21 protein-coding genes are annotated in these 25,191 nt (G+C 54.0%); 11 read left to right on the top strand and 10 right to left on the bottom strand.

All coding sequences use genetic code 11. The features are described from left to right. Nucleotides 1-195: 195 nt before the first annotated feature. Complete coding sequence (locus JBO43_RS01055) at nucleotides 196-1,119, top strand: LysR substrate-binding domain-containing protein (RefSeq protein WP_095284267.1); 924 nt, start codon at nucleotides 196-198, stop codon at nucleotides 1,117-1,119. Nucleotides 1,120-1,406: 287 nt separating this feature from the next. After that, nucleotides 1,407-3,791: a membrane-bound PQQ-dependent dehydrogenase, glucose/quinate/shikimate family gene (locus JBO43_RS01050; RefSeq protein WP_202673518.1), complete on the top strand. Its 2,385-nt coding sequence runs from the start codon at nucleotides 1,407-1,409 to the stop codon at nucleotides 3,789-3,791. A gap of 126 nt (nucleotides 3,792-3,917) precedes the next feature. On the opposite strand, the gene JBO43_RS01045 is transcribed toward JBO43_RS01050, so the two are convergent. The 3 genes from JBO43_RS01045 to JBO43_RS01035 all read right to left on the bottom strand — a co-directional run bounded on the left by JBO43_RS01045 (nucleotide 3,918) and on the right by JBO43_RS01035 (nucleotide 7,191). After that, nucleotides 3,918-5,609, bottom strand: a complete 1,692-nt coding sequence (locus tag JBO43_RS01045) for a methyl-accepting chemotaxis protein (protein ID WP_095281968.1) — start codon at nucleotides 5,607-5,609, stop codon at nucleotides 3,918-3,920. Nucleotides 5,610-5,767: 158 nt separating this feature from the next. Beyond that, on the bottom strand, nucleotides 5,768-6,886 hold the full coding sequence (locus JBO43_RS01040; RefSeq protein WP_202673517.1) for an S-(hydroxymethyl)glutathione dehydrogenase/class III alcohol dehydrogenase: 1,119 nt from the start codon (nucleotides 6,884-6,886) through the stop codon (nucleotides 5,768-5,770). Nucleotides 6,887-6,915: 29 nt separating this feature from the next. Beyond that, the gene (locus JBO43_RS01035) at nucleotides 6,916-7,191 is read right to left on the bottom strand and encodes a metal/formaldehyde-sensitive transcriptional repressor (protein ID WP_032610935.1); all 276 of its coding nucleotides are present in this window, start codon (nucleotides 7,189-7,191) and stop codon (nucleotides 6,916-6,918) included. A gap of 455 nt (nucleotides 7,192-7,646) precedes the next feature. Here JBO43_RS01035 and JBO43_RS01030 point away from each other — a divergent pair, with 455 nt between their 5' ends. Continuing rightward, nucleotides 7,647-8,009, top strand: a complete 363-nt coding sequence (locus tag JBO43_RS01030) for a CHAP domain-containing protein (protein WP_095281966.1) — start codon at nucleotides 7,647-7,649, stop codon at nucleotides 8,007-8,009. A gap of 1 nt (nucleotide 8,010) precedes the next feature. Next, on the top strand, nucleotides 8,011-8,439 hold the full coding sequence (locus tag JBO43_RS01025; RefSeq protein ID WP_103948997.1) for a DUF3828 domain-containing protein: 429 nt from the start codon (nucleotides 8,011-8,013) through the stop codon (nucleotides 8,437-8,439). A gap of 224 nt (nucleotides 8,440-8,663) precedes the next feature. Here the strand turns inward: JBO43_RS01025 and cybB are convergent, their stop codons facing one another. After that, complete coding sequence (gene cybB / locus JBO43_RS01020) at nucleotides 8,664-9,191, bottom strand: cytochrome b561 (RefSeq protein WP_202673516.1); 528 nt, start codon at nucleotides 9,189-9,191, stop codon at nucleotides 8,664-8,666. 192 nt (nucleotides 9,192-9,383) lie between these two features. On the opposite strand from cybB, the gene gap reads away from it, so the two are divergent. After that, nucleotides 9,384-10,385, top strand: coding sequence for a type I glyceraldehyde-3-phosphate dehydrogenase (gap, locus tag JBO43_RS01015; protein WP_202673515.1), 1,002 nt, complete (start codon nucleotides 9,384-9,386; stop codon nucleotides 10,383-10,385). A gap of 38 nt (nucleotides 10,386-10,423) precedes the next feature. Here gap and aldA read toward each other — a convergent pair whose 3' ends face one another. Continuing rightward, the gene (aldA, locus tag JBO43_RS01010) at nucleotides 10,424-11,863 is read right to left on the bottom strand and encodes an aldehyde dehydrogenase (protein WP_202673514.1); all 1,440 of its coding nucleotides are present in this window, start codon (nucleotides 11,861-11,863) and stop codon (nucleotides 10,424-10,426) included. A gap of 197 nt (nucleotides 11,864-12,060) precedes the next feature. Further along, nucleotides 12,061-12,855 (bottom strand): YdcF family protein, encoded by a 795-nt coding sequence (locus JBO43_RS01005; protein WP_202673513.1) that lies wholly within the window; start codon nucleotides 12,853-12,855, stop codon nucleotides 12,061-12,063. A gap of 212 nt (nucleotides 12,856-13,067) precedes the next feature. On the opposite strand from JBO43_RS01005, the gene JBO43_RS01000 reads away from it, so the two are divergent. The 4 genes from JBO43_RS01000 to JBO43_RS00985 all read left to right on the top strand — a co-directional run bounded on the left by JBO43_RS01000 (nucleotide 13,068) and on the right by JBO43_RS00985 (nucleotide 17,957). Further along, nucleotides 13,068-14,720, top strand: coding sequence for an MFS transporter (locus JBO43_RS01000; protein WP_370446854.1), 1,653 nt, complete (start codon nucleotides 13,068-13,070; stop codon nucleotides 14,718-14,720). A 29-nt stretch (nucleotides 14,721-14,749) separates the two neighbouring features. Then, nucleotides 14,750-15,832, top strand: a complete 1,083-nt coding sequence (locus JBO43_RS00995) for an HlyD family secretion protein (RefSeq protein WP_095281960.1) — start codon at nucleotides 14,750-14,752, stop codon at nucleotides 15,830-15,832. Next, nucleotides 15,829-17,208, top strand: coding sequence for an efflux transporter outer membrane subunit (locus JBO43_RS00990; protein ID WP_202673512.1), 1,380 nt, complete (start codon nucleotides 15,829-15,831; stop codon nucleotides 17,206-17,208). The genes JBO43_RS00995 and JBO43_RS00990 overlap by 4 nt, the downstream gene beginning before the upstream one ends. 89 nt (nucleotides 17,209-17,297) lie before the next feature. Next, nucleotides 17,298-17,957 (top strand): O-methyltransferase, encoded by a 660-nt coding sequence (locus JBO43_RS00985; protein ID WP_103946317.1) that lies wholly within the window; start codon nucleotides 17,298-17,300, stop codon nucleotides 17,955-17,957. Nucleotides 17,958-18,050: 93 nt separating this feature from the next. On the opposite strand, the gene hrpA is transcribed toward JBO43_RS00985, so the two are convergent. Beyond that, a complete protein-coding gene (hrpA, locus tag JBO43_RS00980; RefSeq protein ID WP_202673511.1) occupies nucleotides 18,051-21,953 on the bottom strand; it encodes an ATP-dependent RNA helicase HrpA in 3,903 nt (1,300 codons plus the stop codon). Between the two features lie 202 nt (nucleotides 21,954-22,155). On the opposite strand from hrpA, the gene azoR reads away from it, so the two are divergent. Both azoR and JBO43_RS22855 read left to right on the top strand, forming a co-directional pair. After that, nucleotides 22,156-22,761 (top strand): FMN-dependent NADH-azoreductase, encoded by a 606-nt coding sequence (azoR, locus tag JBO43_RS00975; protein ID WP_095281956.1) that lies wholly within the window; start codon nucleotides 22,156-22,158, stop codon nucleotides 22,759-22,761. Nucleotides 22,762-22,982: 221 nt separating this feature from the next. Continuing rightward, nucleotides 22,983-23,153, top strand: coding sequence for a YnfU family zinc-binding protein (locus JBO43_RS22855; protein WP_318261141.1), 171 nt, complete (start codon nucleotides 22,983-22,985; stop codon nucleotides 23,151-23,153). Between the two features lie 77 nt (nucleotides 23,154-23,230). Here the strand turns inward: JBO43_RS22855 and JBO43_RS00970 are convergent, their stop codons facing one another. The 3 genes from JBO43_RS00970 to paaX form a co-directional block, all read right to left on the bottom strand. Continuing rightward, entirely contained in the window at nucleotides 23,231-23,446 is a 216-nt protein-coding gene (locus tag JBO43_RS00970; protein WP_095281955.1) for a cold shock domain-containing protein, read from the bottom strand. A gap of 170 nt (nucleotides 23,447-23,616) precedes the next feature. After that, nucleotides 23,617-24,219: a phenylacetic acid degradation protein PaaY gene (gene paaY / locus JBO43_RS00965; protein WP_095281954.1), complete on the bottom strand. Its 603-nt coding sequence runs from the start codon at nucleotides 24,217-24,219 to the stop codon at nucleotides 23,617-23,619. A gap of 10 nt (nucleotides 24,220-24,229) precedes the next feature. Then, entirely contained in the window at nucleotides 24,230-25,153 is a 924-nt protein-coding gene (gene paaX, locus JBO43_RS00960) for a phenylacetic acid degradation operon negative regulatory protein PaaX (RefSeq protein WP_095281953.1), read from the bottom strand. Nucleotides 25,154-25,191 lie beyond the last annotated feature (38 nt).

Raw genomic sequence — 25,191 nt, 5'->3', positions numbered from 1 at the left:
ACGATTTGTGATCCTGGCAGACAAGTGGTCATTCCCTGCGCTTTTGACGCCTGTCGCCTTAATAAGAGAAGAATGTGGGTATGAAAAATATCTTGTAACTCAAATAGATCAAATGTTAATAATATTTTGCTATCAGGTTATCAAAATTAAACATCTTTCCTTGTCACTCGCATGGCTCTGTTCTTAACATCGCATATGGAAAAAAATGGTTTGTTTAGTCAGCGCATACGCTTGCGCCATCTGCACACTTTTGTGGCCGTCGCTCAACAGGGAACGCTGGGGCGCGCGGCTGAAACTCTTAATCTTAGCCAGCCAGCCCTTTCGAAGACTCTGAACGAACTGGAACAATTGACCGGAACACGCCTGTTCGATCGCGGGCGGCTCGGCGCTCAACTCACTCTCGTCGGCGAACAATTTTTGACGCACGCCGTCAAAGTACTGGACGCCCTGAATACCGCCGGTCAGGCTCTGAGTCGCAAAGACGATCAGCCAACGGATGTCGTGCGCATAGGTGCTTTGCCAACGGCAGCACTGGGTATTCTGCCCTCAGCCATCGGACAGTTTCATAAGCAGCAAAAAAACACCACGCTTCAAGTGGCGACCATGAATAACACAATGCTGCTGGCCGGTTTAAAGTCTGGCGAGTTGGATCTCGGAATTGGACGCATGTCTGACCCGGAGCTGATGGGCGGTCTGAACTACGAACTGTTGTTCCTGGAATCGCTCAAGCTGGTGGTTCGCCCTCATCATCCTCTGTTGCATGATACGGTGACCCTGAGCCGGGTGATGGAATGGCCCGTCGTTGTGTCACCAAAAGGTACGGTTCCCCGCCATAATGCCGAAGTGATGCTGCAAATGCAGGGCTGCAAGCTGCCGTCCGGTTGTATCGAAACGCTGTCAGCCTCGCTTTCGCGTCAGCTTACGGTAGATTATGACTACGTTTGGTTCGTCCCCTCCGGCGCAGTGAAAGAAGATTTACGCCAGGGTACGCTGATCGCTCTGCCCGTTGCTTCGCCGGGAGCCGGTGAACCGATTGGTATTCTAACCCGCGTAGACTCTCCGCTCTCCTCGGGCGCACAATCCCTGCTGAGCGCCATTCGTAAGTCGATGCCTGTCTAATTTTCAGCTTTCAGCCTTCCCCGCACCCGTCGCTATGACGGGTTTTTAATCTGTTTAATCAAATAATGCGAAATTATTTATTAACAATTGCGCTAAACAATTTAACAGATTTATCATAGCTGCTAATTCACCAAATGGTTCGCAAACCATTTCATCACGTGGATTTAAAAGCCGTACAAGCGGTATTCATCGTATAAATCATCATTAAATCCGTATTCGATTATCCATTTGGTACAAACGTAACGCCATTGCAGTCGGATGAATACGAGGTCTTTAAGGAGATAGACATGGCATTTGGCAGCGCGCCGCGCGGGGTTCCGAGACTCCTGCAGTGGCTCCTGGTCGTTCTGATGGCCATCATCGGACTGGCGATCGGTGGTCTGGGCTTTAAGCTCGCCACCGTAGGCGGAAGTTGGTACTTCCTGATAGTAGGCGTAGTGATGTTGATCTCCGCCGGTTTAATTCTGATGAATCGCAACAGCGGCATCGTGCTCTATGCCATCGCGTTTATCGCGTCGCTGTTCTGGGCAGTCAGCGATGCAGGCTGGGATTTCTGGCCGCTGTTCTCGCGTCTGTTTACCCTGGCGGTGCTGGCATTTTTATGTGCCATCGTCTGGCCGTTCCTGCGTGCAGCCAACAGCCATCAACCGGCTAACACAAAACCGGCATTTGCCCTTGCGGCTGTGCTGGCAGTGGTCATGCTGGTCAGTGTCGGCTGGATGTTTAAACCGCAAACCCTGGTCGCCGCGAATGAGCCGGTGCCGGTGAAACCGGTCGCACCAGGCGAAGAGCAGAAAAACTGGGAGCATTGGGGTAACACCACCCACGGCGACCGTTTTGCCGCACTTGATCAGATCAATAAGCAAAATATCGGTGAACTGAAAGTAGCCTGGACCGCGCACACGGGAGACATCCCGGTCAGCAACGGTTCCGGCGCAGAAGACCAGAATACGCCGCTTCAGATCGGTGACACCTTGTTTGTCTGCACGCCGTACAGCAAAGTGCTGGCGCTGGATGTCGATTCCGGTAAAGAAAAATGGCGCTACGATTCGAAAGCGACTGCGCCTAACTGGCAGCGCTGCCGTGGTCTTGGCTTCTTTGAAGATCACAGTGTCGTGACAACGTCACAAAGCGACACTCCCCCTGCCGCCTGTTCCCGTCGCCTATTCCTGCCAACCACCGATGCGCGCCTGATTGCCATCAATGCCGATACCGGTAAAGTCTGCGAAGACTTTGGTGAGCACGGTGTGGTTGATCTCAGCATTGGTATGGGTGAAATCAAACCGGGTTATTACCAGCAAACGTCAACGCCGCTGGTAGCCGGGAATGTGGTCGTCGTCGGTGGACGCGTGGCGGATAACTTCTCCACCGGTGAACCGCCGGGCGTGGTGCGTGCCTATGACGTGCACACCGGTAAACTGGCGTGGGCATGGGACCCAGGCAACCCTGAGCTGACCGGCCTGCCGCCGGAAGGCCAGACCTATACGCGCGGTACGCCGAACGTGTGGTCTGCCATGTCCTACGACGCCAAACTGAACCTGATCTATCTGCCAACCGGTAACGCCACGCCAGATTTCTACGCAGGCGAACGTACCGCGCTGGACGATAAATACAGCTCATCGATAGTGGCCGTCGATGCCACGACCGGTCAGGTGCGCTGGCACTTCCAGACCACTCACCACGATCTGTGGGATTTTGACCTGCCTTCTCAGCCGCTGCTGTACGATCTGCCTGACGGAAAAGGTGGCACCACACCGGTACTGGTGCAAACCAGTAAACAGGGCATGATCTTTATGCTCAACCGCGAAACCGGTAAACCGGTGGCGAAAGTCGAAGAGCGTCCGGTCCCGGCAGGTAATATTGAAGGTGAACGTTACTCCCCGACGCAGCCGTATTCCGTGGGCATGCCGATGATTGGCAACCAGACACTGACGGAATCCGACATGTGGGGCGCGACGCCGGTCGATCTGCTGCTGTGCCGCATTCAGTTTAAAGAGATGCGTCATCAGGGCGTCTTTACCCCTCCGGGCCTTGACCGATCGCTGCAGTTCCCTGGCTCGCTTGGCGGGATGAACTGGGGCAGCGTGTCGGTTGATCCGAACAACGGTCTGATGTTCGTCAACGATATGCGTCTGGGCCTGGCAAACTACATGGTGCCGCGCGCAAACGTGGCAAAAAACGCCAGCGGCATCGAGATGGGTATCGTACCGATGGACGGCACGCCGTTTGGGGCAATGCGCGAGCGCTTCCTCTCTCCGCTGGGCATTCCATGCCAGAAGCCACCGTTCGGCACCATGTCAGCCGTGGATCTGAAAAGCGGTAAACTGGTGTGGCAGGTTCCTGTCGGTACGGTTGAAGATACCGGTCCGCTGGGCATTCGCATGCATATGCCAATCCCTATCGGCATGCCGACGCTGGGGGCATCGCTGTCAACGCAGTCTGGTTTGCTGTTCTTTGCGGGCACTCAGGATTTCTACCTGCGCGCGTTTGATACTGCCACCGGGAAAGAGATCTGGAAAGACCGTCTGCCAGTGGGTAGCCAGTCTGGCCCAATGACCTACGTCTCACCGAAAACCGGTAAACAGTACATCATCATTAACGCGGGTGGCGCACGCCAGTCGCCGGACAGGGGCGATTACATTATTGCCTACGCTTTGCCGGATAAGTCATAACGATACAAAGCAAAAGGGGCCACTTGGCCCCTTTTTTTTGCCCGGCGGCGCTACGCTTGCGCGGGCCTACTGGTTTTGTATTTTGTCGGTCGGGTAAGGCGCAGCCGCCACCCGACTTTTACCCGCTCAGAACGTTTCCCAGTTATCCCCACTTGCAACCGCAGTCTGGCGCAATGGCGCAGCCTGGGTAACTGGCGCACTCTTATTCCCACGTCCTGTCGTAACACCATTCAGACGAAACGCTCCCACCGCTTCCGTCAGACGCGCACCCTGCTCTTCGAGGGACGCCGCCGCTGCAGAAGCTTCTTCCACCAGCGAGGCGTTCTGCTGCGTGACTTTATCCATCTCAGAAATCGCCTGACTCACCTGAACAATCCCACGGCTTTGCTCATCGGATGCGGCAGCGATTTCCAGCATGATATCGGTGACACGCTTAACAGCTTCGACGATTTCATTCATGGTGTTTCCGGCGGCAACCACTTCGCCAGAACCCTGATCGATAAGCGTCACGGATTCGTTAATCAACCCTTCGATCTCTTTCGCGGCGTTCGCACTGCGACTGGCCAGAGTACGGACTTCGCTGGCGACGACGGCAAATCCGCGTCCTTGTTCACCCGCGCGCGCTGCTTCGACAGCGGCATTCAGCGCCAGAATATTGGTCTGGAAGGCAATGCTGTTGATCACCGCGGTAATTTCAGAGATTTTCTTCGAACTGGTCGAAATATTGCTCATGGTTTTCACCACGCCAGAGACCATCTGGCCGCCACGGCTGGCTTTCCCGGATGCGTCTTCCGCCAGTTTGCTCGCATGATGGGCATTATCGGCGTTTTGTTTCACGGTCGCGGTCAGCTCTTCCATACTGGCGGCAGTCTGCTCAATCGCAGCCGCCTGCTGCTCAGTACGGGAAGAGAGATCGGTGTTACCGGCGGATATCTCGCTGGTACCACGATAAATCTGCTCTGCCCCCTGACGCACAGTGCCTACGGTGTTGACCAGCGAGTGCTGCATGGTTTGCAGATCGCGGGTGAGACGCCCAATTTCGCTGCGACCGGTCAGATCGTCCGCCATCGTCAAATCGCCCTTCGCAATCTGCTCGATGCGACGCGCCGCGCGCTGCAATGGATGAATCACGGTACGGCGCAGCACCACGAAGGTCATCGCAGTCAGCACCAGCGCCAGTGCAAACGCTCCAACCATAAACATCAGGCCGAGCTGGGTACGTTTATGGGCGTCGGACGTCAGCGCATTGGCGCGGTCGGTACGGATCTTAATCGCCTTCAGCAGAATTTCATTGTAGCCATCGTCCAGCGGACGGGCGGATTCATTCTCATGGTTGATGATGGCTTCAAACATACCGTTTTTGGCATATTTCAGCATCGGCTGCAGCCCGGCGATATAAGCATCAAAGCGCGTTTTCAGTTCGCCATCCAGCGCTTCGTCAGCAGGTGTACGCACCGCGCGATTCATGTACGCCGCGAAGCTTTCCTGAGACTGCTTGATACGCGTTTCGGCTTCTGAAATATTCTGCTTCATCGCGTCCATTTCAGCGATACGGCTCGCCGCACCGGCATGGATCATATTGATACGCGCGGTACGCAGATGGTTAGAACTGTTCGACAACCCCGTGCGCACCTGAATTTCTGACGTGACATCCTGCAGATCCGTATCGGCTTTCAGCAGGAAATACCCTGCAAGAGCCGAACTCAACGCAAATAACAAAATGATGCCACCGAGAATTGAGGAAAACAGCGGAACCAGCCGGATATGATGCAGGAAGCTAAGCGTTTGCGGGCTTCGCATCGTTTTTGTGTTGTCCATGACCGTCGACTCTCTTATAGGTAAATGCGTATAAACACGCCTGTAAATTAGTCATCGGCACGGCGGGAAATTTGATTACGGCTAAAATCGCCAGATGGGTCACACTTTAGAGAAGAAAATGCAGGAAGTGCCAGCGGCAAAAACCGCTGGCAGAATAATTAGTTGCTGCCGAAATGTATGACGGTACGAATCGACTTTCCTTCGTGCATCAGATCGAAGGCTTCGTTGATTTGCTCCAGCGGCAAACGGTGGGTAATGAACGGATCGAGATTGATTTTCCCGGCCATCGCCTCTTCCACCATGCCCGGCAGCTGAGTACGCCCTTTTACGCCGCCAAATGCTGAACCGCGCCATACGCGACCGGTCACCAGCTGGAATGGACGGGTTTTGATTTCCTGACCCGCACCGGCCACGCCGATGATAATACTTTCACCCCAGCCTTTGTGACAGCATTCCAGTGCGGAACGCATCACGTTGACGTTGCCGATACATTCGAAGCTGAAGTCTACGCCACCGTCGGTCAGTTCAACAATGACGTCCTGAACCGGTTTATCATAATCTTTTGGGTTGATGAAATCGGTCGCGCCCATTTCACCCGCCAGTTTGAATTTCTCCGGGTTGGTATCAACGGCCAGAATACGTCCGGCTTTTGCCTGAACCGCCCCCTGAATCACCGCCAGACCGATTCCGCCGAGACCAAACACCGCAACGGTGTCGCCCTCTTTCACTTTCGCCGTGTTATGTACCGCACCAATACCGGTGGTCACGCCGCAGCCCAGCAGGCAGACTTTATCCAGCGGCGCCTGTGGGTTAACTTTGGCCAGAGAAATTTCTGCACAGACCGTGTATTCGCTGAACGTGCTGGTGCCCATATAGTGATAAATCGGCTCGCCGTTGTAGGAAAAACGCGTGGTGCCATCGGGCATCAGGCCTTTACCCTGAGTGGTGCGAACGGCCTGACAAAGGTTCGTTTTGCCGGACTTACAGAACTTACACTCGCCGCATTCAGCGGTATATAAAGGAATAACGTGGTCGCCCGCCTTCAGACTGGTGACCCCTTCGCCCACTTCGACCACTACGCCACCACCTTCATGGCCCAACACTGCCGGGAATACGCCTTCTGGGTCGTCACCGGACAAGGTAAATGCATCCGTATGACACACACCGGTATGGGTAATTTTGACCAGCACTTCGCCTTTCTTCGGCGGCGCGACGTCAATTTCAACGATCTTCAACGGCTGGCCGGGGCCAAATGCGACAGCTGCACGTGATTTCATATTGATTTCCTTTATGTGATGCCTGTGTTTTATTTTAGATAAGAGCGCAGCAAATGACCGACTTCCGCCATACGCACCGCACGCTGGTCGGCGGTGGTTTCCCCCGTTACCAGCTCATCTTTGAGGTGAATTTCGACCATCTCGCCCATCAAGCCGTTCGCTGCACCGCGGACCGCCGCGATTTGTTGCAGAATGGCAAGGCAGGGTTCGCCGGACTCCAGCGCACGTTCCAGGGCATCAACCTGCCCCCGGATGCGACGCACGCGAGTCAAAACGCGTTTTTTGTCTTCGGGTGAATGTGGCATACGCCCTCCCGCTGGATACTGTAGGGGGGTATAGTAACTTGGTTTAGGTATTCATGCAAATAATGGATTCGAGTGGACATCAGACAAAAGCATACTGATTAACATCCGTTCAAAATATTTTGCAAAATAGCGTGAAAAACAGGCTTAACATATTTTTGGTTAATTTTCAGTATGCACTCTTATAAAAAACACCAACAATTGCAGGAGCAGTTAGCAGCGAAAGGCCCAGTTTACTGCTGTAAGGGTGGGAGAAAATCCGGGAATAATTGTTTGTGCAGATTTTATTTCTTCAATAAAAAACAAAATAGCGAGCATTAAATTTTCAAATAACTAAAAAGAGTTATATTGATTGCATGGATAGTGGTTAATATCATCTCACCCTAAAATACAAACAATTATCAAAAACAGGTGTAAAACATGCGTTATTCACGTTCACTTAATAAGGAAATAGAATAGTGTCATGGAAACCGCACGATGCAGTTTTATATGCTCGCCAGCACTCTCATCTCAAAAGTGGTGGTCATTGCGCCAGAGCGGTTGCTGCAGCAATTCGCGCCGGTGGCATCCGCGTGGAAGATGCTGATGCAAAAAATTTTTGGCGCTCACTTGAGAATGCAGGCTTTACCAAAGTTTATGGGACGCCAATTGAAGGCGATATAGCTGTTATGGAGGCACTACCGGGGCCGAGTCAGTACGGGCACGCCTGCATTTATGATGGTTCTGGTACCTGGTATTCTGATTTTACGCAGCGCACTTTATACCCTGGCCCTCGCTATCGAGAAATTCAGCCAAAAATCACCATTTACAGGCACTACTAATATGAAAAAATTATTACTACTCATATTCATAGCCGCATCTGCCATAGCCCAGGACAGCGATCCAGAAAAGCAAGCTGTTGCGTTCAATAAGTGGTACGTGAAACAAATTAACGAGGATAAATTCCCGATCACAGACAGTCATGAAATCGATAAATACGTTACAGCATCAACGATGAAGAAATTGCGCCGCACGCAGGAGGCCGACTATAGCGATGATCCTTTTTACGATGCAGACATATTCACAAAGTCTCAGTACATCGGCGATGACTGGGCTGATTTTGTTACCGTCGTTGCAGGTGATACCGATCCGGTTTGCGTGAACGTCTATATTGAATTTGGCAAGAAGAAGAAACACACAGTTATTGACTGCATGGTCAAAGAAGATGGATTCTGGAAAGTGCAATCTGTCGCCGCTCGCGACTTTAATTAATACCCTGCATTAATGAAAATCCAGGGCCTGCCGACATCGGTCAGGCCCTGTAAACACACAGCATTGCAGATTGGAATACACCCTGTCCGTGGTGGATAGTGCATTTATAACTGCTAACCCTGTGGTTGTCATGGATATATTCATCGTTGAAATTAAACAGACTTAAACCAAATCATCAGGTTAAAGCCTGCCTTAAGAGCGAATGTTTTTCTGCTAAATAACCATCACTTCTTCTTCGGCATCATTCGCAACAGCGTGTTGTCTTTCCAGTAGTAATGATGCAGCAGCGCCGCAAAGGCGTGAATGCCGATAACGAAATACCCGACGTTTGCCAGCGTCACGTGCCACGTCTTCAGGCTGTCGACCAGATCGAAGTTTGCCTCTGCCGCATGAGGCATCACCAGACCAAACGCCAGCCACGGGTTGCCACGGTTATACATCATCACCAGGCCAATCAGCGGTAACGCGATAAACAACAGATACACCACCAGATGCCCCAGGTGCGACATCCCGGTGATCATCGGTTTTGGCTTTGGCTGAATCGGCGGTGCCGGGAATTTGAGGCGCACCAGTAAACGCGCCACCATCAGAACGAGGATCGAAATCCCACAGGAAACATGAATCATATTAATGAGGGGACGCGCCGTACGCGGGAAGAATCCACGTAACTCCATTGCCGCGTAGGCCACAATCACCAGAAGAAACACCAGCCAGTGAATGCCAATTTGCAGGCCAGTATATTTATTACGCATATGATTTCCTGGATAAAGTCGAACAAAGGGTCAACATAACGGGCTTTCCTTAAAAATTCATTAACTTTTCTGTATGGTTTTTCAAAAACTTCGCCTGCTCATGAATCATCTTCAATTGCCTCACTCGCCGACATGGTCTAAGCCTGGAGGAGTTCAAACTGTCGCATCGTTCAGTTCATACAGGAGTCAACCATGAGTAAAATTGGCATTAATGGTTTTGGCCGCATCGGACGTCTCGTTCTGCGCCGTCTGCTTGAAACTCAGGACAGCAACACCGTCGTCGCAATTAACGATCTCACCTCCCCCAAAGTGCTGGCCTATCTGTTGAAACATGATTCGAACTACGGCCCCTTCCCGTGGAGCGTGGACTTCACCGAAGACTCGCTGATCGTCGATGGCAAATCGATCTCCGTCTACGCCGAAAAAGAGGCCAAACACATTCCGTGGTCTTCGGCGGGTGTGGATTTGGTCGTTGAAAGCACCGGTTTTTACACCTCGGCAGAAAAATCCCAGGCCCATCTGGATGCGGGTGCAAAAAAAGTGCTGATTTCCGCGCCTGCGGGTGAAATGAAAACCATCGTTTTCAATGTCAATGACGATACTATAGACGCCAGCGATACCATTATTTCCGTCGCGTCATGCACCACCAATTGCCTGGCCCCACTGGCAAAAGTGTTGCACGATGCTTTTGGTATAAAGGTTGGGACCATGACCACCATTCATGCCTACACTGGGACGCAGGCGCTGGTGGATGGGCCGCGCGGGAAAGATCTTCGCGCCTCGCGTGCGGCGGCTGAAAATATCATCCCGCACACTACCGGGGCGGCAAAAGCGATTGGCCTGGTGATACCTACCCTGAGCGGCAAGCTCAAAGGCCACGCTCAACGTGTGCCGGTAAAAACCGGTTCGGTGACGGAGCTGGTGTCAATTCTGGAGAAAAAGGTGACGGTGGAGGAGATTCACGCCGCGCTGAAAAAGGCGACCGAGGGCAATGACTCTTTCGGCTACACCGACGAAGAGATTGTGTCGTCGGATGTGATCGGCTCTCACTTTGGTTCCATATTTGATGCCACTCAAACGGAAGTGAGCGAGGCAGGAGACGTGCAGCTGGTGAAAACCGTCGCCTGGTACGACAACGAATACGGTTTTGTGACCCAACTGGTGCGCACGCTGGATAAATTCGCCGCACTCTGATGAAAAGCGGGCAGTCCGGCTGCCCGCATCTTGCCTGGTTACGACTGCAAATAGACCACCTGAGTTTGCAGATATTCATGCAAACCGTGTTTACCGTCAGCCCCGCCAATCCCCGATTTACGCCAGCCCGCGTGGAACCCCTGCATCGCCTCAAAGTTTTCGCGGTTGATGTACGTCTCGCCGAACTTCAGCCCTTTGATGGCTTTCATTGCCACGTTCAGATCCTGGGTGTAAACAGAAGACGTCAGGCCGTAATCGCTGTCGTTGGCCATCTCCAGTGCCTCTTCCAGAGAATCAAACGCCACCACCGGCAGCACCGGGCCAAAGGTCTCTTCATGCATAATGGTCATATCCTGGCGTACATCCAGCAGCAACGTCGGCGGATAGTAATAGCCTTTGCCTTCCACCGCTTTGCCACCCAGCGCAACGCGCGCACCTTCCTGCACCGCACGCGCCACTTTTTGCTCGACACGCTCAAGGGCCGCGGCGTTTATTAACGGCCCCATCGCGATATCCGTGCGCTCAGCCGGATTGCCAAACTGCACGGCTTTCATCGCCTCGCCCAGACGATTCACAAAGCGATCGTAAATCCCTTTTTGCACATACACGCGCTCGGCGCAGTTACACACCTGCCCGGTGTTGATCACCCGCGAATCAACAATCGCTTTGACGGCCAACTCCAGATCTGCGTCGTCCATTACAACAGCGGGTGCTTTGCCGCCCAGCTCCAGACACACTTTGGTGATGTTTTTTGCCGCTGCGGCCATGATTTTCTCACCGGCGGTCACGCTGCCGGTCATGCTGACCATCGCCACCTTCGGGTTGCCCGCCAGTTCCTGCCCCACGGTTTCACCGCGCCCCAACACCAGGTTAAAGACCCCTTTCGGCAAACCAATTTCATCCACAATTTTCGCGAAGGCGATGGCGTTATTTGGTGTGAATTCACTCGGTTTGATCACAATGGTGTTGCCCGTCAGCAGCGCGGGCGCCAGTTTGCGGGCAATCAGGAAGAACGGGAAGTTCCACGGCAAAATGCCCGTTGTCACGCCCAGCGCACGTTTGAAGACCAGAATATTTTCGCCCGGGCGATCGCTTTGGATGATTTCGCCTTCGTAGCGACGCGCCCACTCGGCCATGTAGTCGATATAATCGGCGGTAAAGTTGACTTCCACTTCCGCCAGTTGCTGAATTTTGCCGCCTTCAGCGACGATCAGGGCGCTGATTTCACCCACACGCTCGCGGATACCGGCGGAAATTTTACGCAGCCAGCCAGCGCGCTCAATCGCCGGAAGTGCTTCCCAACCCACCTGGGCACGTTCGGCAGCTTCAATCGCTTTGCGAGCGTCTTCGGCACGTCCATCGGGAATACGGGAAATGACCTCTTCGGTGGCCGGATTGGTGACATCAATCCACCCTTCACCTTGCCAGGCAACAAACTGTCCATCGATATACATAGGATGTTGTACGGGTACTGTCATGACCTGCTCCTGTAATTGCACTGTTTTTAACAAGTAAAATTATTGTTAAAAATTACAAGCAGGAGCCTGATTGCCTATGCTATCGCGCTGTATTTGTGAGATATCTCAAAAAAGAATCGCATCAGCAAAACCATTTCATCACAGATGAGCAACATAAAATGCCCGTTTGCGACGAGGTATGCGCAAACGGGCAAAACTTACAGCAGAGAGCGGCTAACCAGCGCTTCAGTCAGGGTGCTGTCATTGCGCAGAATCCGCCAGGCGGCTTCTACATTGGCCGGAATCTCCACATGCGCGATAAAGTCGCGCCCCGCAGGACCATAACCGTTCACATCGTCTTTCAGGCGCGGGAGTTCACCAAGCACCAGCGACAGGTAGCGCTCAACCGGCCATAGCCCTTCACCGCCGTGGCTAAACACCAGGCCGTTTTCGCTGTTTTGCAGGCTCGGAACAAAGCCGGGATGACTGACAAAGCGCGGTAAAGCCGATTCGTCGCGACACACGCGGGCGAACGTCGCCATTGTGCGCCGCTGCATCGTCGGGTCTTGAACCACCAAAATGCGTTCCGGGACCGGAGCGTGCTGCTTCAACATGTTCCAGCTAAACCGCGCATTCTCACCGCAGTTGGTAGACTGATCCTCGATCAGAACGCGTTCATCAGCGATGTGCCAGAACTTGCGCGCGATATCCGAAAGGATCGCCGCCTCTGCCCGTCCGGTGGTGGGCACAGTGTTATAGCGCGGATGGCGAGCTGTCGCCGCGTACAGAAATGTCGTCGAGTGACCAATGCCGCCGCTGATCAACAGCGGAATCGCTTGCTCAGACGCAATACGACAGGCGGCGTCAATCGTTGGGATCACCGCGTTCCCGGCAAGAATCACCGCATCAAATTGCTGGTCATGACGATAATCGTCTTGTGCCAGCCATGAACCGACGGTGTTGACTGCCGCCAGTGTGGCATCGGGCAGACAGGGAAAAAGGTTCAGAGTCATCGTTACCTCCTTACATCAGGTTATTTTTAGGGTAACGCACAGGATTATGCACAACAGAGGATCTCTCCGAAAGCCGCCCGCTCTTTACCGCTGCTGAACGCAATCATATTTGATTTAATGAGGCTTTTCATATTCACTTGAATTATGATTTCTGCCACAGGTAGAATCATTAGCCCACTAACTATTCAAATTTTCCAAAGGTAAACGACGTTATGCGCCTGCCTCAACGCGATCCTTATGCTCCTCGCGAGTGGCAGCCTCACGAAAAACCCGCCCTGCTCGGCTCCCCTTCGACGCCCTTTCACAGTACGCCTAAACGGGTAGCTTATGGGGTGGTTGGTTTGCTCGTTTGCCTGACGGGTGCGCTTGGCAACGCGATGGTCGCCGCAAATCTGCAAAACCTGCAGGGAACGTTTGCCGTCTGGTCGACAGAAATCGCCTGGCTTCCCGCCGTTTACGTGATGACCAACGTGTCGATCAACCTGTTACTGGTCAAGTTTCGCCAGCAATTCGGGTTGCGCGCCTTTACCGAAGGGTTTCTGGTGCTGTACGTGCTGGTCACCTTTTTCCACCTGTTCGTCAATGACCTAAGTTCAGCCATGATGGTTCGCGCCGCCCACGGAATGGTCGCCGCCGCACTCAGCTCGCTGGGGATTTATTATCAAATCCAGGCCTGGCCTGCCAAACATCGTCTTAAGGCGCTGACCATCGGCATTACCGGTTCTTCGCTGGCGATCCCCATTGCGCGGCTGTTTTCCAGCGAGCTTTTACAGCTCGACGAATGGCGCGGGCTGTACTTCTTCGAACTCGGTCTGGCGCTGATTTCGCTGGGCTGCGTGATCGCCCTGAAACTGCCGCCGGGCGATCGCCGCAAAGTCTTCGAGAAGAAAGACTTCATCACCTTCTTCCTGCTGGCACCCGGCATGGCGCTCCTGTGTGCAGTGCTCTCTCTCGGAAGACTCGACTGGTGGTTTGAAGCGCCGTGGATCGGCTGGGCGCTGGCTGCGTCACTGGTGCTAATCCTCTCGGCTGTCATGTTTGAGCACCGCCGCAGCAACCCGCTGCTCAATACCCGCTGGCTTTCCAGCGGCAGTATTCTGCGTCTGGGACTGATTATGCTGCTGATCCGCATCGTGCTGGCAGAGCAAAACACCGGGGTGATCGGCTGGCTGCAGTATGTTGGTTTACAGAATGAACAGATGACGAATCTGGCGTGGTCAATTTTCGCCGGGATCGTCTGCGGAATTGTCGCCAGCTGTCTGACCATCAAGCCGACCAAACTTGCCTGGCCGATTGTCACCTCTTTATTGCTGATGATTATCGCCTCGCTGCTGGACAGCCAGTCCAGCAATTTAACCCGCCCGGACCAGCTGATGCTGAGCCAATTTTTACTGGGTTTTGGCAGTGCGTTTTTCCTTGCCCCCGCGATGCTGGCAGGCATTGGCGGTGTGATTGCCGACCCGCGCAATCTGGTTAGTTTCTCGGTGCTGTTTGGCATGAGCCAGAACATTGGCGGCCTGTTAGGCTCCGCGATTTTGGGCACCTTCCAGACCTGGCGCGAGAAATATCATTCCAGCTTATTGTCCGATCAGCTCACCACGCTCAATCCGCTGGTCAACGAGCGGCTGCAAATGTACAGCCAGATGTACCAGAATTTGATTGGCGACAGTGCGCTGCTCGGCACACAGGCGACGCTGCAACTGCAAACGGTCACCACGCTGGAAGCGAATATTCTGGCCTATAACGACACCTATATGCTGACGGCGGCCATTGCCACCGCCACGCTGGTGTGGATTTTATGGCGCTTGCTGCGCCTGAGAATTACCGCACGACTGGCGCTAAAACGCGCGACAGGGACCAAATAAATGAACAGTGATTTACCTCGGGAGACGTTATGAGTCAGCAGGATGCCGCCAAAGAGCAGGCCACTACGCGCAACAATTTGCGCATTGTTTCACTGTTTGCTGCGGCCGCCATCGGCATCGTCGGAGTGCTGGTGATTCTGTACGCCTGGCAATTGCCGCCGTTCACGCGCCATACCCAGTTCACCGATAACGCCTACGTGCGCGGGCAGACCACGTTTATCAGCCCGCAGGTGAACGGTTATATTACTGAGGTGAAAGTACAGGATTTTGTGCAGGTGAAAAAAGGCGACCTGCTGCTGCAAATCGACGACAGAATTTACCGCCAGCGCGTACATCAGGCCGAGGCCCAGCTGGCGATGAAAATGGCAGCGCTAAACAATAATCTTCAGCAGCGTAAAAGCGCTGAGGCAGTGATTGTTCGCAACGACGCGGCGCTGAAAAATGCCCGCGCCCAGAGCCTGAAAACCCAGGCCGATTTAAAGCGCGTTAAAGATCTGACTGCCGACGGTTCACTCTCGATTCGCGAGCGCGATGCAGCTCTTGCCAGTGCCGCGCAGGGCAGTGCTGATATTGAGCAGGCCAAAGCCACGCTTGAGATGTCACGCCAGGATCTGCAAACCGTCATTGTCAATCGCGGCTCGCTGGAAGCCGACGTTGAGAGCGCCAAAGCCGCGCTGGAACTGGCGCAAATCGATTTGCAAAACACGCGGATTGTCGCCCCGCGCGACGGACAGCTCGGGCAGATTGCCGTGCGTTTGGGCGCTTACGTCACCGCAGGAACCCATCTCACCACGCTGGTTCCGCCGCAGCACTGGGTCATTGCCAATATTAAAGAGACACAGCTTGCCGATCTCCGCGTTGGGCAGCCGGTGAAATTCACCGTCGATGCGCTTAATGGTAAAGCCTATGAGGGCCGCGTGCAGAGTATCTCTCCGGCGACTGGCGTTGAGTTCAGCGCCATTACGCCGGATAACGCCACCGGCAACTTTGTCAAAATCGCCCAGCGCATTCCGGTGCGCATTGAAGTGCTCGGCAAAGCGGAAGATTCAGCCCTGCTGCGCCCTGGGATGTCGGTGCAGGTGAACATCGACACACGGGAGACGAAAGAATGACGCTTCGCCCCGTCGCTGGATTATTGATTGCGACCTTCCTGGTAGGATGTCAGTCGGCAGATGTCGCCCCGGCCAAAAATACGCTGCAAATTCCGGCACAGTGGCGTGCGACGTCAGGCCCCACGAGCCCGACCGAGCAGCTATGGTGGCGTAATTTTCACGATAACCACCTCAACCGCTACGTCGATCAGGCGCTGCACAATAACAGCGACGTGCTGATCGCCCGTGAGCGGATTAATGAATATCAGGCGCGCGTCTACGCCGCCGACAGCAGTCTGTTCCCCTCGCTGGATGCCGGCGTCAGCGGCACTCGCGCGCGGACTCAATCTGCTGCGACCGGGCTGCCGGTTTACAGTACCTTATACAAAGGCAGCCTGACCGCCAGCTACGACGTGGATATCTGGGGCGTGAACCGCAGCACGGCGAACGCAGCGCAAGCCTCACTCGAGGCACAAAAAGCGGCAGCAGCGGCAGCGGACTTAACCGTCGCCTCATCGGTGGCCTCGGGCTATGTGACATTGCTTGCGCTGGATGAACAATTGCGCGTCACGCAGTCGACAGTGAAATCGCGTGAAGATGCGCTGGCGCTGGCAAAACGGCAGTTTGAAACGGGTTACAGCTCGCGGCTGGAGCTAATGCAGTCGGATTCTGAGCTGCGCTCAACGCGTGCACAAATCCCACTTTTGCAGCATCAAATTGCGGTTCAGGAAAACGCGCTCAGCCAGCTGCTGGGCGATAACCCTGAAGATGTCGCACGAAGCGACAGTTTTAGTGCGCTGACACCGCTACAACTCCCGTCACAGCTTCCCTCCTCGCTACTCAATCGCCGCCCGGATATTGTGCAGGCGGAGCGCCAGCTGATCGCCGCCGACGCCACGCTCGACGCTTCTCGCGCCAGCCTGCTGCCGTCGATCAACCTCACCGCCAGCGGATCGGTACAGGATCGTACGTTGCCCGGCTTGCTGGATAACCCGCTTCAGCTCTGGAGTCTCGGCGGGAGTATTCTGGCCCCGCTGCTGAATCGCCAGGCGCTCAACGCTCAGGTGGATATTTCGCAATCACAGCGTAATCAGGCGCTGTATGGCTACGAAAAAACCGTGCGCAATGCGTTTCGTGAAGTGAACGACAGTCTGGATGCCATCACGCGCTATCAGGAACAGCTGACCGAGCTACTCGCGCAGCAGGATGTGGCACAGGAGACGCTGCGCATCGCACAAAATCGCTATCGCAACGGGTATTCTTCGTATCTGGATGTACTTGACGCCCAGCGCACACTGTTCTCGGTGCAAACCAATGTGGTGCAGGTGAAAAATAACCTGCTGCTTGCACAGATTGATTTGTATAAAACACTGGGTGGCGGATGGTCGGCGGCATAACGCCTTACCCGGCCTATGCGGGGTTCTGTAGGCCCGGTAAGCGCAACGCCACCGGGCATTGGTTCAGAGATTAATCAGGAGGTCAGTCGATGCAACAAACGTGGTCTGCAGTAGATAACTATATGATTTCTTCTCTCATTCCCCAAGATGCGGTACTGCAACAGGTTCTGGAGAACAACAAACGAGCCGGGCTGCCGGAGCATGACGTGGCGGCAAATCAGGGGCAATTGCTGGCATTATTCGTACAAATGACGCAAGCGAAACGTATCCTGGAAATCGGTACCCTGGGCGCGTATAGCACTATCTGGATGGCGCGCGCTTTGCCACCAGACGGCAAAATTATCACCCTTGAAGCCGATCCAGTTCATGCCGAAATCGCCAGACAGAATATCCACCTTGCCGGTTTGCAGCGAAAAATTGAGCTTATCGAAGGTCCTGGATTGCAATCGCTGAAAGACTTCGGCGACATTCCGCCGTTTGATCTGATCTTTATCGATGCGGATAAGCCTAACAATCCGGGCTATCTGGAGTGGGCGCTGCGCTACTCACGACCGGGAACCGTGATTATTGGCGATAACGTGGTGCGTGACGGTGAAGTGATCAATGACCAAAGCAACGATGACCGCGTGCAGGGTGTACGGCGTTTTATCGAAATGACCGGAGATAACCCTCGTCTCACAGCCACTGCGCTGCAAACCGTGGGCACGAAAGGTTGGGATGGGTTTACGCTGGCCATAGTGAATAGCTGAAAAAAAGCCGGGTAGCGGCGACGCCTTACCCGGCCAACGATACAGTTATGCGGTTTTTGTAGGCGCGGTAAGCGCAGCGCCACCGGGCAAGCGTTAAGCCGTAATCTGCTCCATCGCCTGCAAGATACGCTTATCGGAAATCGGATAAGGCGTTCCCAGCTGCTGCGCAAAGAAACTCACGCGCAGCTCTTCGATCATCCAGCGGATCTCCTGCACGTCCTCGTCATCACGACGCGCGGGCGGCAGTTTGTTTAACCACTGCTGCCACGCCTGCTGGACGCTTTCCACTTTCAGCATTTGCGCGCGATCGCGGTGCGGATCGACGGCCAGCTTCTCCAGACGTTTTTCAATCGCATTCAGATAACGCAGCGTATCACCGAGACGTTTGAAACCGTTGCCGGTGACAAATCCGCGATACACCAGCCCACCCATCTGCGCTTTCACGTCCGACAGCGCCAGCGCCATCGTCATATCCACGCGCCCTTTCAGGCGTTTGTTGATATTAAACACCGCCGTCAGGATCTGTTCGACCTGCTTCGCAATCGTCACCACCGTCTCGTTCAGCCCGGCGCGCACTTTGTCGTGCAGGGCGGCAAAGCCCTCTTCCGTCCACACCGGCCCGCCCGCTTCGTCAATCAGCTTGTCCACTCCGCAGGAGATGCAGTCGTCGATCAGGTCCAGCACCTTACCGTACGGGTTGAAGTACAAACCGAGTTTGGCTTTGTTCGGCAGTTTTTCATGAAGATATTTGATAGGCGACGGGATATTCAGCAGCAGCAAGCGGCGCAAACCGCGCCACATCGCCTGCTGTTGTTCCTGCGGATTATCAAACAACTTGATCGCCACACTGTCGCGCTCATCCACCAGCGCAGGCCAGGCCTTCACTTTGTAGTTGCCGCGTTTCTGCTCGTAGTGATCCGGCAGATTGCCGAAACTCCAGATATGCAATCCGCTCTGCTCGATACCATCGTCAGCCACCGCTGAGAGCGTCTCCTGCACTTTGCCTTTCAGCGCATCCTTGAGTTCAGTCAGCGAGCGGCCTTCGTTGAGCTTTTTGTTTTTGTCATCCACTACCCGGAAGGTGATTTTCAGATGATCGGGCACCTGATCCCAGTGCCAGGATTCGCGGTCAATGGTCACCCCCGACATACGGCGCAGCTCTTTCTCCAGTGCATCGAGCAGCGGCAGTTCCAGCGGCGTAACACGGGCTAAAAATGCCTCGGCATAGTTTGGCGCCGGAACAAAATTACGGCGAACCGGTTTAGGCAAGGATTTGATCAGCGCAATCACCAGCTCGCGGCGCAGGCCGGGGATTTGCCACTCAAAACCACTCTCATCCACCTGATTGAGCAGCGGCAGCGGAATGTGGACTGTCACGCCGTCGGCGTCCGCGCCTGGTTCAAACTGATAGGTCAGACGCAGCTTGAGATTGCCCTGATGCCAGAAGTTCGGGTAGTCCAGCTTGCTGACCTGCTCCGCGCCCTCTTTGATCAACATGCTCTTTTCAAAGTTGAGCAGATCCGGCGATTCCTTACTGGCCTTTTTCCACCAGCTGTCGAAGTGACGCGCAGAAACCACGTCGTGGCTGATGCGCTGGTCATAAAACTCAAACAGCGCTTCGTCATCCACAAGGATGTCGCGGCGGCGCGTTTTGTGTTCCAGCTCTTCGACTTCGGCGCGCAGCTTCAGGTTTTCACGGAAGAAGGCGTGACGTGTCTGCCAGTCGCCCTCCACCAGCGCGTGGCGGATAAACAGCTCACGGGAGAGCGCCGGGTCGATCAGGCTGTAATTCACCTTACGCGCCGCAACGACCGGCAGGCCGTAAACAGTCACTTTTTCGGTCGCCATTACCGCGCCCTGCGCCCGCTCCCAGTGTGGTTCACTGTATGAGCGTTTCAGCAGGTGCTGCGCGACAGGTTCGACCCATTCAGGATCAATACGCGCTGCAATACGGCCCCACAGACGGCTGGTTTCCACCAGCTCTGCCACGATGGTCCATTTCGGCGGTTTCTTGAATAAACCAGAACCTGGGAAGATGGAGAAACGGGCGTTACGCGCGCCGGTATATTCCTGCTTATCGGCGTCTTTCATACCGATGTGCGACAGCAACCCGGTCAGCAGCGCCATGTGAATTTCGCGGTACTCTGCCGGTTCGCTGTTCACCGGAATGCCCAGCTCTTTCACCACCTGACGCAGCTGGGTGTAGATATCCTGCCACTCGCGCACGCGCAGGTAGTTAAGATATTCGACCTTACACTGACGGCGGAACTGGTTCGACGACAGCGCTTTTTGCTGCTCGCCGAGGTAATTCCACAGGTTCACAAAGGCGAGGAAGTCGGACTCTTTGTCGTGGAAACGCTGATGTTTTTCATCGGACGCCTGCTTTTTGTCCATCGGACGTTCACGCGGGTCCTGAATCGACAGCGCTGAAGTGATAATCATCGCCTCACGCACGCAGCCGTGTTTTTGCGCCTCAATCACCATCCTCGCCAGACGCGGGTCCACCGGCAGCTGGCTCAGCTGACGGCCCATCGGCGTCAGTTTGTAGGCGGTGGCCTGTTCGTCAGTGGTAATAGCGCCCAGCTCTTCCAGCAGGCGCACGCCGTCCTGAATATTGCGCTTATCCGGCGCTTCGACAAACGGGAACGCGGCGATATCGCCCAGCCCCAGAGCCGTCATCTGCAAAATAACCGACGCGAGGTTGGTACGCAGAATCTCTGGATCGGTAAATTCCGGGCGCGACAGGAAATCGTCTTCGGAATACAGGCGAATACAGATACCTTCCGAAACACGACCGCAGCGGCCTTTACGCTGGTTAGCAGAGGCCTGTGAAACCGGCTCGATCGGCAGACGCTGCACCTTGGTGCGATAGCTGTAGCGGCTGATACGCGCGGTGCCAGGGTCAATCACATACTTGATGCCCGGCACGGTCAGTGAGGTTTCGGCGACGTTGGTCGCCAGCACGATGCGCCGTCCGCTGTGGGCCTGGAAAACGCGGTTCTGCTCGCTGTTCGACAAGCGGGCGTAGAGCGGTAAGATTTCTGTGTGGCGCAGATCGCGCTTGCTTAGGGCGTCGGCGGTATCGCGGATTTCACGCTCACCGCTCATGAAGATCAGTATGTCGCCGGGGCTTTCACGGCCCAGCTCATCGACGGCGTCAAAAATAGCCTGCAGCTGGTCGCGATCGACATCATCCGCCTCTTCGACGATCGGACGATAGCGCACGTCCACCGGATAAGTACGACCAGAGACTTCGATGATCGGCGCGTTGTTAAAGTGGCGCGAGAAGCGCTCCGGGTCGATGGTCGCGGAGGTAATAATGATTTTCAGATCCGGGCGACGCGGCAGTAATTCACGCAGATAGCCCAGCAGGAAATCGATATTCAGACTGCGTTCGTGCGCTTCATCGATGATGATGGTGTCGTACTGCATCAGCAGGCGATCCTGCTGGATTTCAGCCAACAGAATCCCGTCGGTCATCAGTTTGACCATAGTGTTGTCGCTGACGTGATCGCTAAAACGCACTTTATAGCCGATGCAACCACCCGGCTCCGTTTGCAGCTCCTCGGCAATACGGTTCGCCACGGTACGCGCCGCCAGACGGCGCGGCTGGGTATGACCAATCAGGCCTTTAATTCCGCGCCCCAGCTCCATACAAATTTTTGGTAGCTGCGTGGTTTTACCAGAACCCGTCTCACCGGCCACAATCACCACCTGGTTATCGCGAACGGCTTCGAGGATTTCCTGTTTTTTCTGACTGACCGGCAGGTTTTGCGGGTATTCAATCACCGGACGTGCTGCTTCACGCAGCACGACTTTCCCTGCAGCCTGTTCAATCTCTTTCGCCATCTCCTGGTAAATGGCCTGTTGTGCATCAGGATTTTTAACCTTTTTAATCCCGTGAAGACGGCGTGCGAAGCGCTGCTTGTCGCGCAGCATCAGCGTATCGAGCTGTTGCATCAGCATCGGGAAGGTTAATTTTTGTTGTTCTGTCATAGTGTTAGGGGGCAGTGCTCTGCCAGGCTAAATCTCACTTGAATGATGGGTATAGAGTACCACACCGCCGCTTTGACTGCCTTATTCAAAAAAATCGAACATAGGATTCGATATATTGCGCTATCCCTGCGACAGGATTGTGAATAGAGTGTCAGCAAGCAACGGGGAAAACCCCAATCCAAACCAATTAAAGGAATCACCCATGAGCAAAGTATTAGTTCTCAAATCCAGTATTCTGGCAGGGTACTCTCAGTCCGGTCAGCTGTCTGATTATTTCGTTGAGCAGTGGCGTGAACAGCACAGCGCTGACGAAATCACCGTTCGCGATCTGGCTGCAAACCCGATTCCGGTACTGGACGGTGAGTTGGTTGGCGCGCTGCGTCCAAGCGATGCACCGCTGACACCACGTCAGCAGGAAGCGCTGGCGCTGTCTGATGAACTGATTGCTGAGCTGCAGGCGCATGACGTCATCGTTATCAACGCCCCAATGTACAACTTCAACATCCCTACTCAGCTGAAAAACTATTTCGACCTGGTCGCTCGTGCTGGCGTAACCTTCCGTTACACCGAAAACGGTCCTGAAGGCCTGGTGAAAGGTAAACGCGCTATTGTACTGTCCAGCCGTGGCGGTATTCACAAAGATACCCCAACTGACCTGGTCGCACCGTACCTGACGCTGTTCCTGGGCTTCATCGGTATCACCGACGTGAACTTTGTGTTTGCTGAAGGTATTGCTTACGGTCCAGAAGTGGCGACCAAAGCACAGACCGATGCAAAATCTGCTATCGACAGCCTGGTTGCAGCATAAGAATTCCCCCTCTCACCGCCCGGTGGGAGGGTTTTTCCTTCTCTTCATCCGCTGTATATTTCCCCTGCTTCATTCATTCTTCTGAAAATAAAAATACGGAATTATTCTTAAATATTTTCGGGGTATTTTGAGGCGAAGGAGTGTTAATTCTTTTGAAATGGAAATGAATACGAGCTATTTGAGGATTATGCGTGTATGGTAGCAGGCCAATTACACAGGAAATGCCTATGTCCGATCGCAAAGATGGAAAAGCCCGCCGTAACTTTCTGATTAAATGTCCTTGCCCAAACTGCTCAAAAGACTCTGAACACAGCTACTCACGTGTTCAAAAAGGGTCACTGCTTGTTTGCCCTTACTGCAGCACAATGTTCAAATCCAGCCAAAAAGTCTGATGTATTGATCCTCTGCGATTCTGACTACTCAGGCTTACGCCTTCATCGTGGTTGCAGACTCGCAGAGATCAAACCGGTTAGTCGCGCAGAATAACGTTAGCCGCAGCCGGGCCTTTCGCACCCGCTTCAATCACGAATTCCACTTTCTGGCCTTCAAACAAGGTTTTGAAATTATCACCCTGCAACGCAGAGAAATGGACAAAAACATCTTTGCTGCCATCAACCGGAGAAATAAAGCCAAAGCCTTTATCTTCGTTAAACCACTTCACTAAACCAATAATTTTTGCAGACATATAAGGCTCCTTTTTTCTGGCCTTTCGGCTGACAAAATTTTTTCGCATTGTAAACGCTGGGCATTAATGCACGGGGCGATATATTAAGCAATGTTTATTTTTACCGCACATGTCAACAAAGGCTGAATTAATTGATGAAATAATTCAGCGCTAGGGCAAATAGTCAAAGATTAATTTGCCTGTGACGATTTCGGTCGTAAATTTTCGTCAAATACCAAACGCGTTCTGCCCGGTTCCACTTCCCGCAGCGGTTCAACCTGATGCATTGTCAGCTTGCAGCGTTCAACCAGCACCTGATATTCGCGCGTCCCTTGCTTTTTCCATTCGAGTTCCTGATCGCTCAGCTGACGAATAGCTTTTGCCGGGCTGCCGATAATCAGAGTGTTGGCGGGCATTTCCGCTTTAGCTTTCACAAATGCCGCCGCGCCGACGATGCTGTTCTCGCCGATGACCGCGCCATCCATTACCACCGCGTTCATGCCGACCAGCGCATTTTTACGCACAACGCAGCCGTGCAAAATGGCGCTGTGACCGATATGACCGTGCTCTTCAACGACCGTATCCTGTTCAGGGAAGCCGTGCATCACGCAATTATCCTGAATATTCGCACCGTCTTTTACGACGATGCGACCAAAATCACCGCGCAGGCTGGCGTTTGGCCCGACGTACACCCCTTTGCCGAGGATCACGTCGCCAATCAGCACTGCCGTAGGATGTACGTAGCTTTCATCGGGAACGACTGGCGTCAGTCCATCTATCTGATATACAGGCATTCTTCCTCCGTTATGTGATATTCAGCCCGCCAAAACGCTGGAAATAAAGCGCCCCCGGCGTGGGCAACTCTCCAACCGAGGTTTCGCCTTTTTCACTGACAAAAGCCAGCGCACCTGGCGCAACCCGCTGATAAATATTAATACACAGCTGCCGCGCGGTTTGCCCAGCCCAGTGCGCCGGGAGTAATTCCTCGGGCAACAGCGGATCTTTCAACACCACGCGGCGATAGAAATGGATCAGCAACAGCTGAATCTGGAAACAGCGCTCCGGCGTCAGTTCATCGGCGGCCTCTTTTAACAGCGGCAGCAAGGGCCGGAACGACTCAATAAACTTTTCATACATCACGTTCTGTTCAGTCAGTTGCCAGCACTCTTCGACGCGGGAACGCAGCGCCGCGCGCGACAGCGCCAGTGGGGAATGCGCTTCAAAACAGATAACGTTTTCGGCTACCCCCGCTTCATGCAGCAGGGTCTGTACATCTGCCATTTTTTGTGACGGAGAGGCCATCAGGCTGGCGGCCAGCGTGCCAAACCCCTGCCAGATCAGCTGTTTTTTGACATCGGCAAGCGTCGCTTTATCCAGCCCTTCAGAGAGCAACAGCAGCCATTTCCCGTCCCAGGCGGGCAGTTCTGCGCGATAAATTTTGTTCTCCGCGCGACGGGTCAAACGCAACCCTTTGTCGCTCAGTCGATAAAAACTGCGCCTGCCAATGCGGGAAACATCCAGCCAGCCTTCTTTATTCAGGCGAAACAGCGCGGTACGCACAAAGCGTTCGCCAAATCCCATCCCTTCAAGCAATGCGGCCAGACTGCCAAGCCAAATTTCACCGCCGCGATGGGAGAGCGAGTCGCCATACAAGGATGAAATCAGCGAGGTTCCGCTGATCGGCACAGAGCTAACGGCGTGCTGAATAAAAGTATCGAGTTTACTCATCTGATTCATTCTGTTGTGGTTTTTGTCCTGGATGAATC

It is taken from the genome of Lelliottia jeotgali (assembly GCF_016771845.1).
Taxonomy (GTDB): Bacteria; Pseudomonadota; Gammaproteobacteria; order Enterobacterales; family Enterobacteriaceae; genus Enterobacter; species Enterobacter jeotgali.
Note: the sequence above shows the minus strand (reverse complement) of the source record. Positions and strands in the feature narration are given on the sequence as shown.

Coding starts and splice junctions, on each gene's coding strand:
- paaX (WP_095281953.1), bottom strand. CDS start 25,153: ATGAGTAAACTCGATACTTTTATTCAGCACGCCGTTAGCTCTGTGCCG.
- JBO43_RS01050 (WP_202673518.1), top strand. CDS start 1,407: ATGGCATTTGGCAGCGCGCCGCGCGGGGTTCCGAGACTCCTGCAGTGG.
- JBO43_RS01035 (WP_032610935.1), bottom strand. CDS start 7,191: ATGCCACATTCACCCGAAGACAAAAAACGCGTTTTGACTCGCGTGCGT.
- JBO43_RS00970 (WP_095281955.1), bottom strand. CDS start 23,446: ATGTCTGCAAAAATTATTGGTTTAGTGAAGTGGTTTAACGAAGATAAA.
- aldA (WP_202673514.1), bottom strand. CDS start 11,863: ATGACAGTACCCGTACAACATCCTATGTATATCGATGGACAGTTTGTT.
- JBO43_RS01000 (WP_370446854.1), top strand. CDS start 13,068: ATGCGCCTGCCTCAACGCGATCCTTATGCTCCTCGCGAGTGGCAGCCT.
- JBO43_RS01005 (WP_202673513.1), bottom strand. CDS start 12,855: ATGACTCTGAACCTTTTTCCCTGTCTGCCCGATGCCACACTGGCGGCA.
- JBO43_RS01055 (WP_095284267.1), top strand. CDS start 196: ATGGAAAAAAATGGTTTGTTTAGTCAGCGCATACGCTTGCGCCATCTG.
- JBO43_RS00995 (WP_095281960.1), top strand. CDS start 14,750: ATGAGTCAGCAGGATGCCGCCAAAGAGCAGGCCACTACGCGCAACAAT.
- cybB (WP_202673516.1), bottom strand. CDS start 9,191: ATGCGTAATAAATATACTGGCCTGCAAATTGGCATTCACTGGCTGGTG.
- JBO43_RS01040 (WP_202673517.1), bottom strand. CDS start 6,886: ATGAAATCACGTGCAGCTGTCGCATTTGGCCCCGGCCAGCCGTTGAAG.
- JBO43_RS01045 (WP_095281968.1), bottom strand. CDS start 5,609: ATGGACAACACAAAAACGATGCGAAGCCCGCAAACGCTTAGCTTCCTG.
- JBO43_RS00990 (WP_202673512.1), top strand. CDS start 15,829: ATGACGCTTCGCCCCGTCGCTGGATTATTGATTGCGACCTTCCTGGTA.
- azoR (WP_095281956.1), top strand. CDS start 22,156: ATGAGCAAAGTATTAGTTCTCAAATCCAGTATTCTGGCAGGGTACTCT.
- paaY (WP_095281954.1), bottom strand. CDS start 24,219: ATGCCTGTATATCAGATAGATGGACTGACGCCAGTCGTTCCCGATGAA.
- JBO43_RS22855 (WP_318261141.1), top strand. CDS start 22,983: ATGCCTATGTCCGATCGCAAAGATGGAAAAGCCCGCCGTAACTTTCTG.
- JBO43_RS00985 (WP_103946317.1), top strand. CDS start 17,298: ATGCAACAAACGTGGTCTGCAGTAGATAACTATATGATTTCTTCTCTC.
- gap (WP_202673515.1), top strand. CDS start 9,384: ATGAGTAAAATTGGCATTAATGGTTTTGGCCGCATCGGACGTCTCGTT.
- hrpA (WP_202673511.1), bottom strand. CDS start 21,953: ATGACAGAACAACAAAAATTAACCTTCCCGATGCTGATGCAACAGCTC.
- JBO43_RS01025 (WP_103948997.1), top strand. CDS start 8,011: ATGAAAAAATTATTACTACTCATATTCATAGCCGCATCTGCCATAGCC.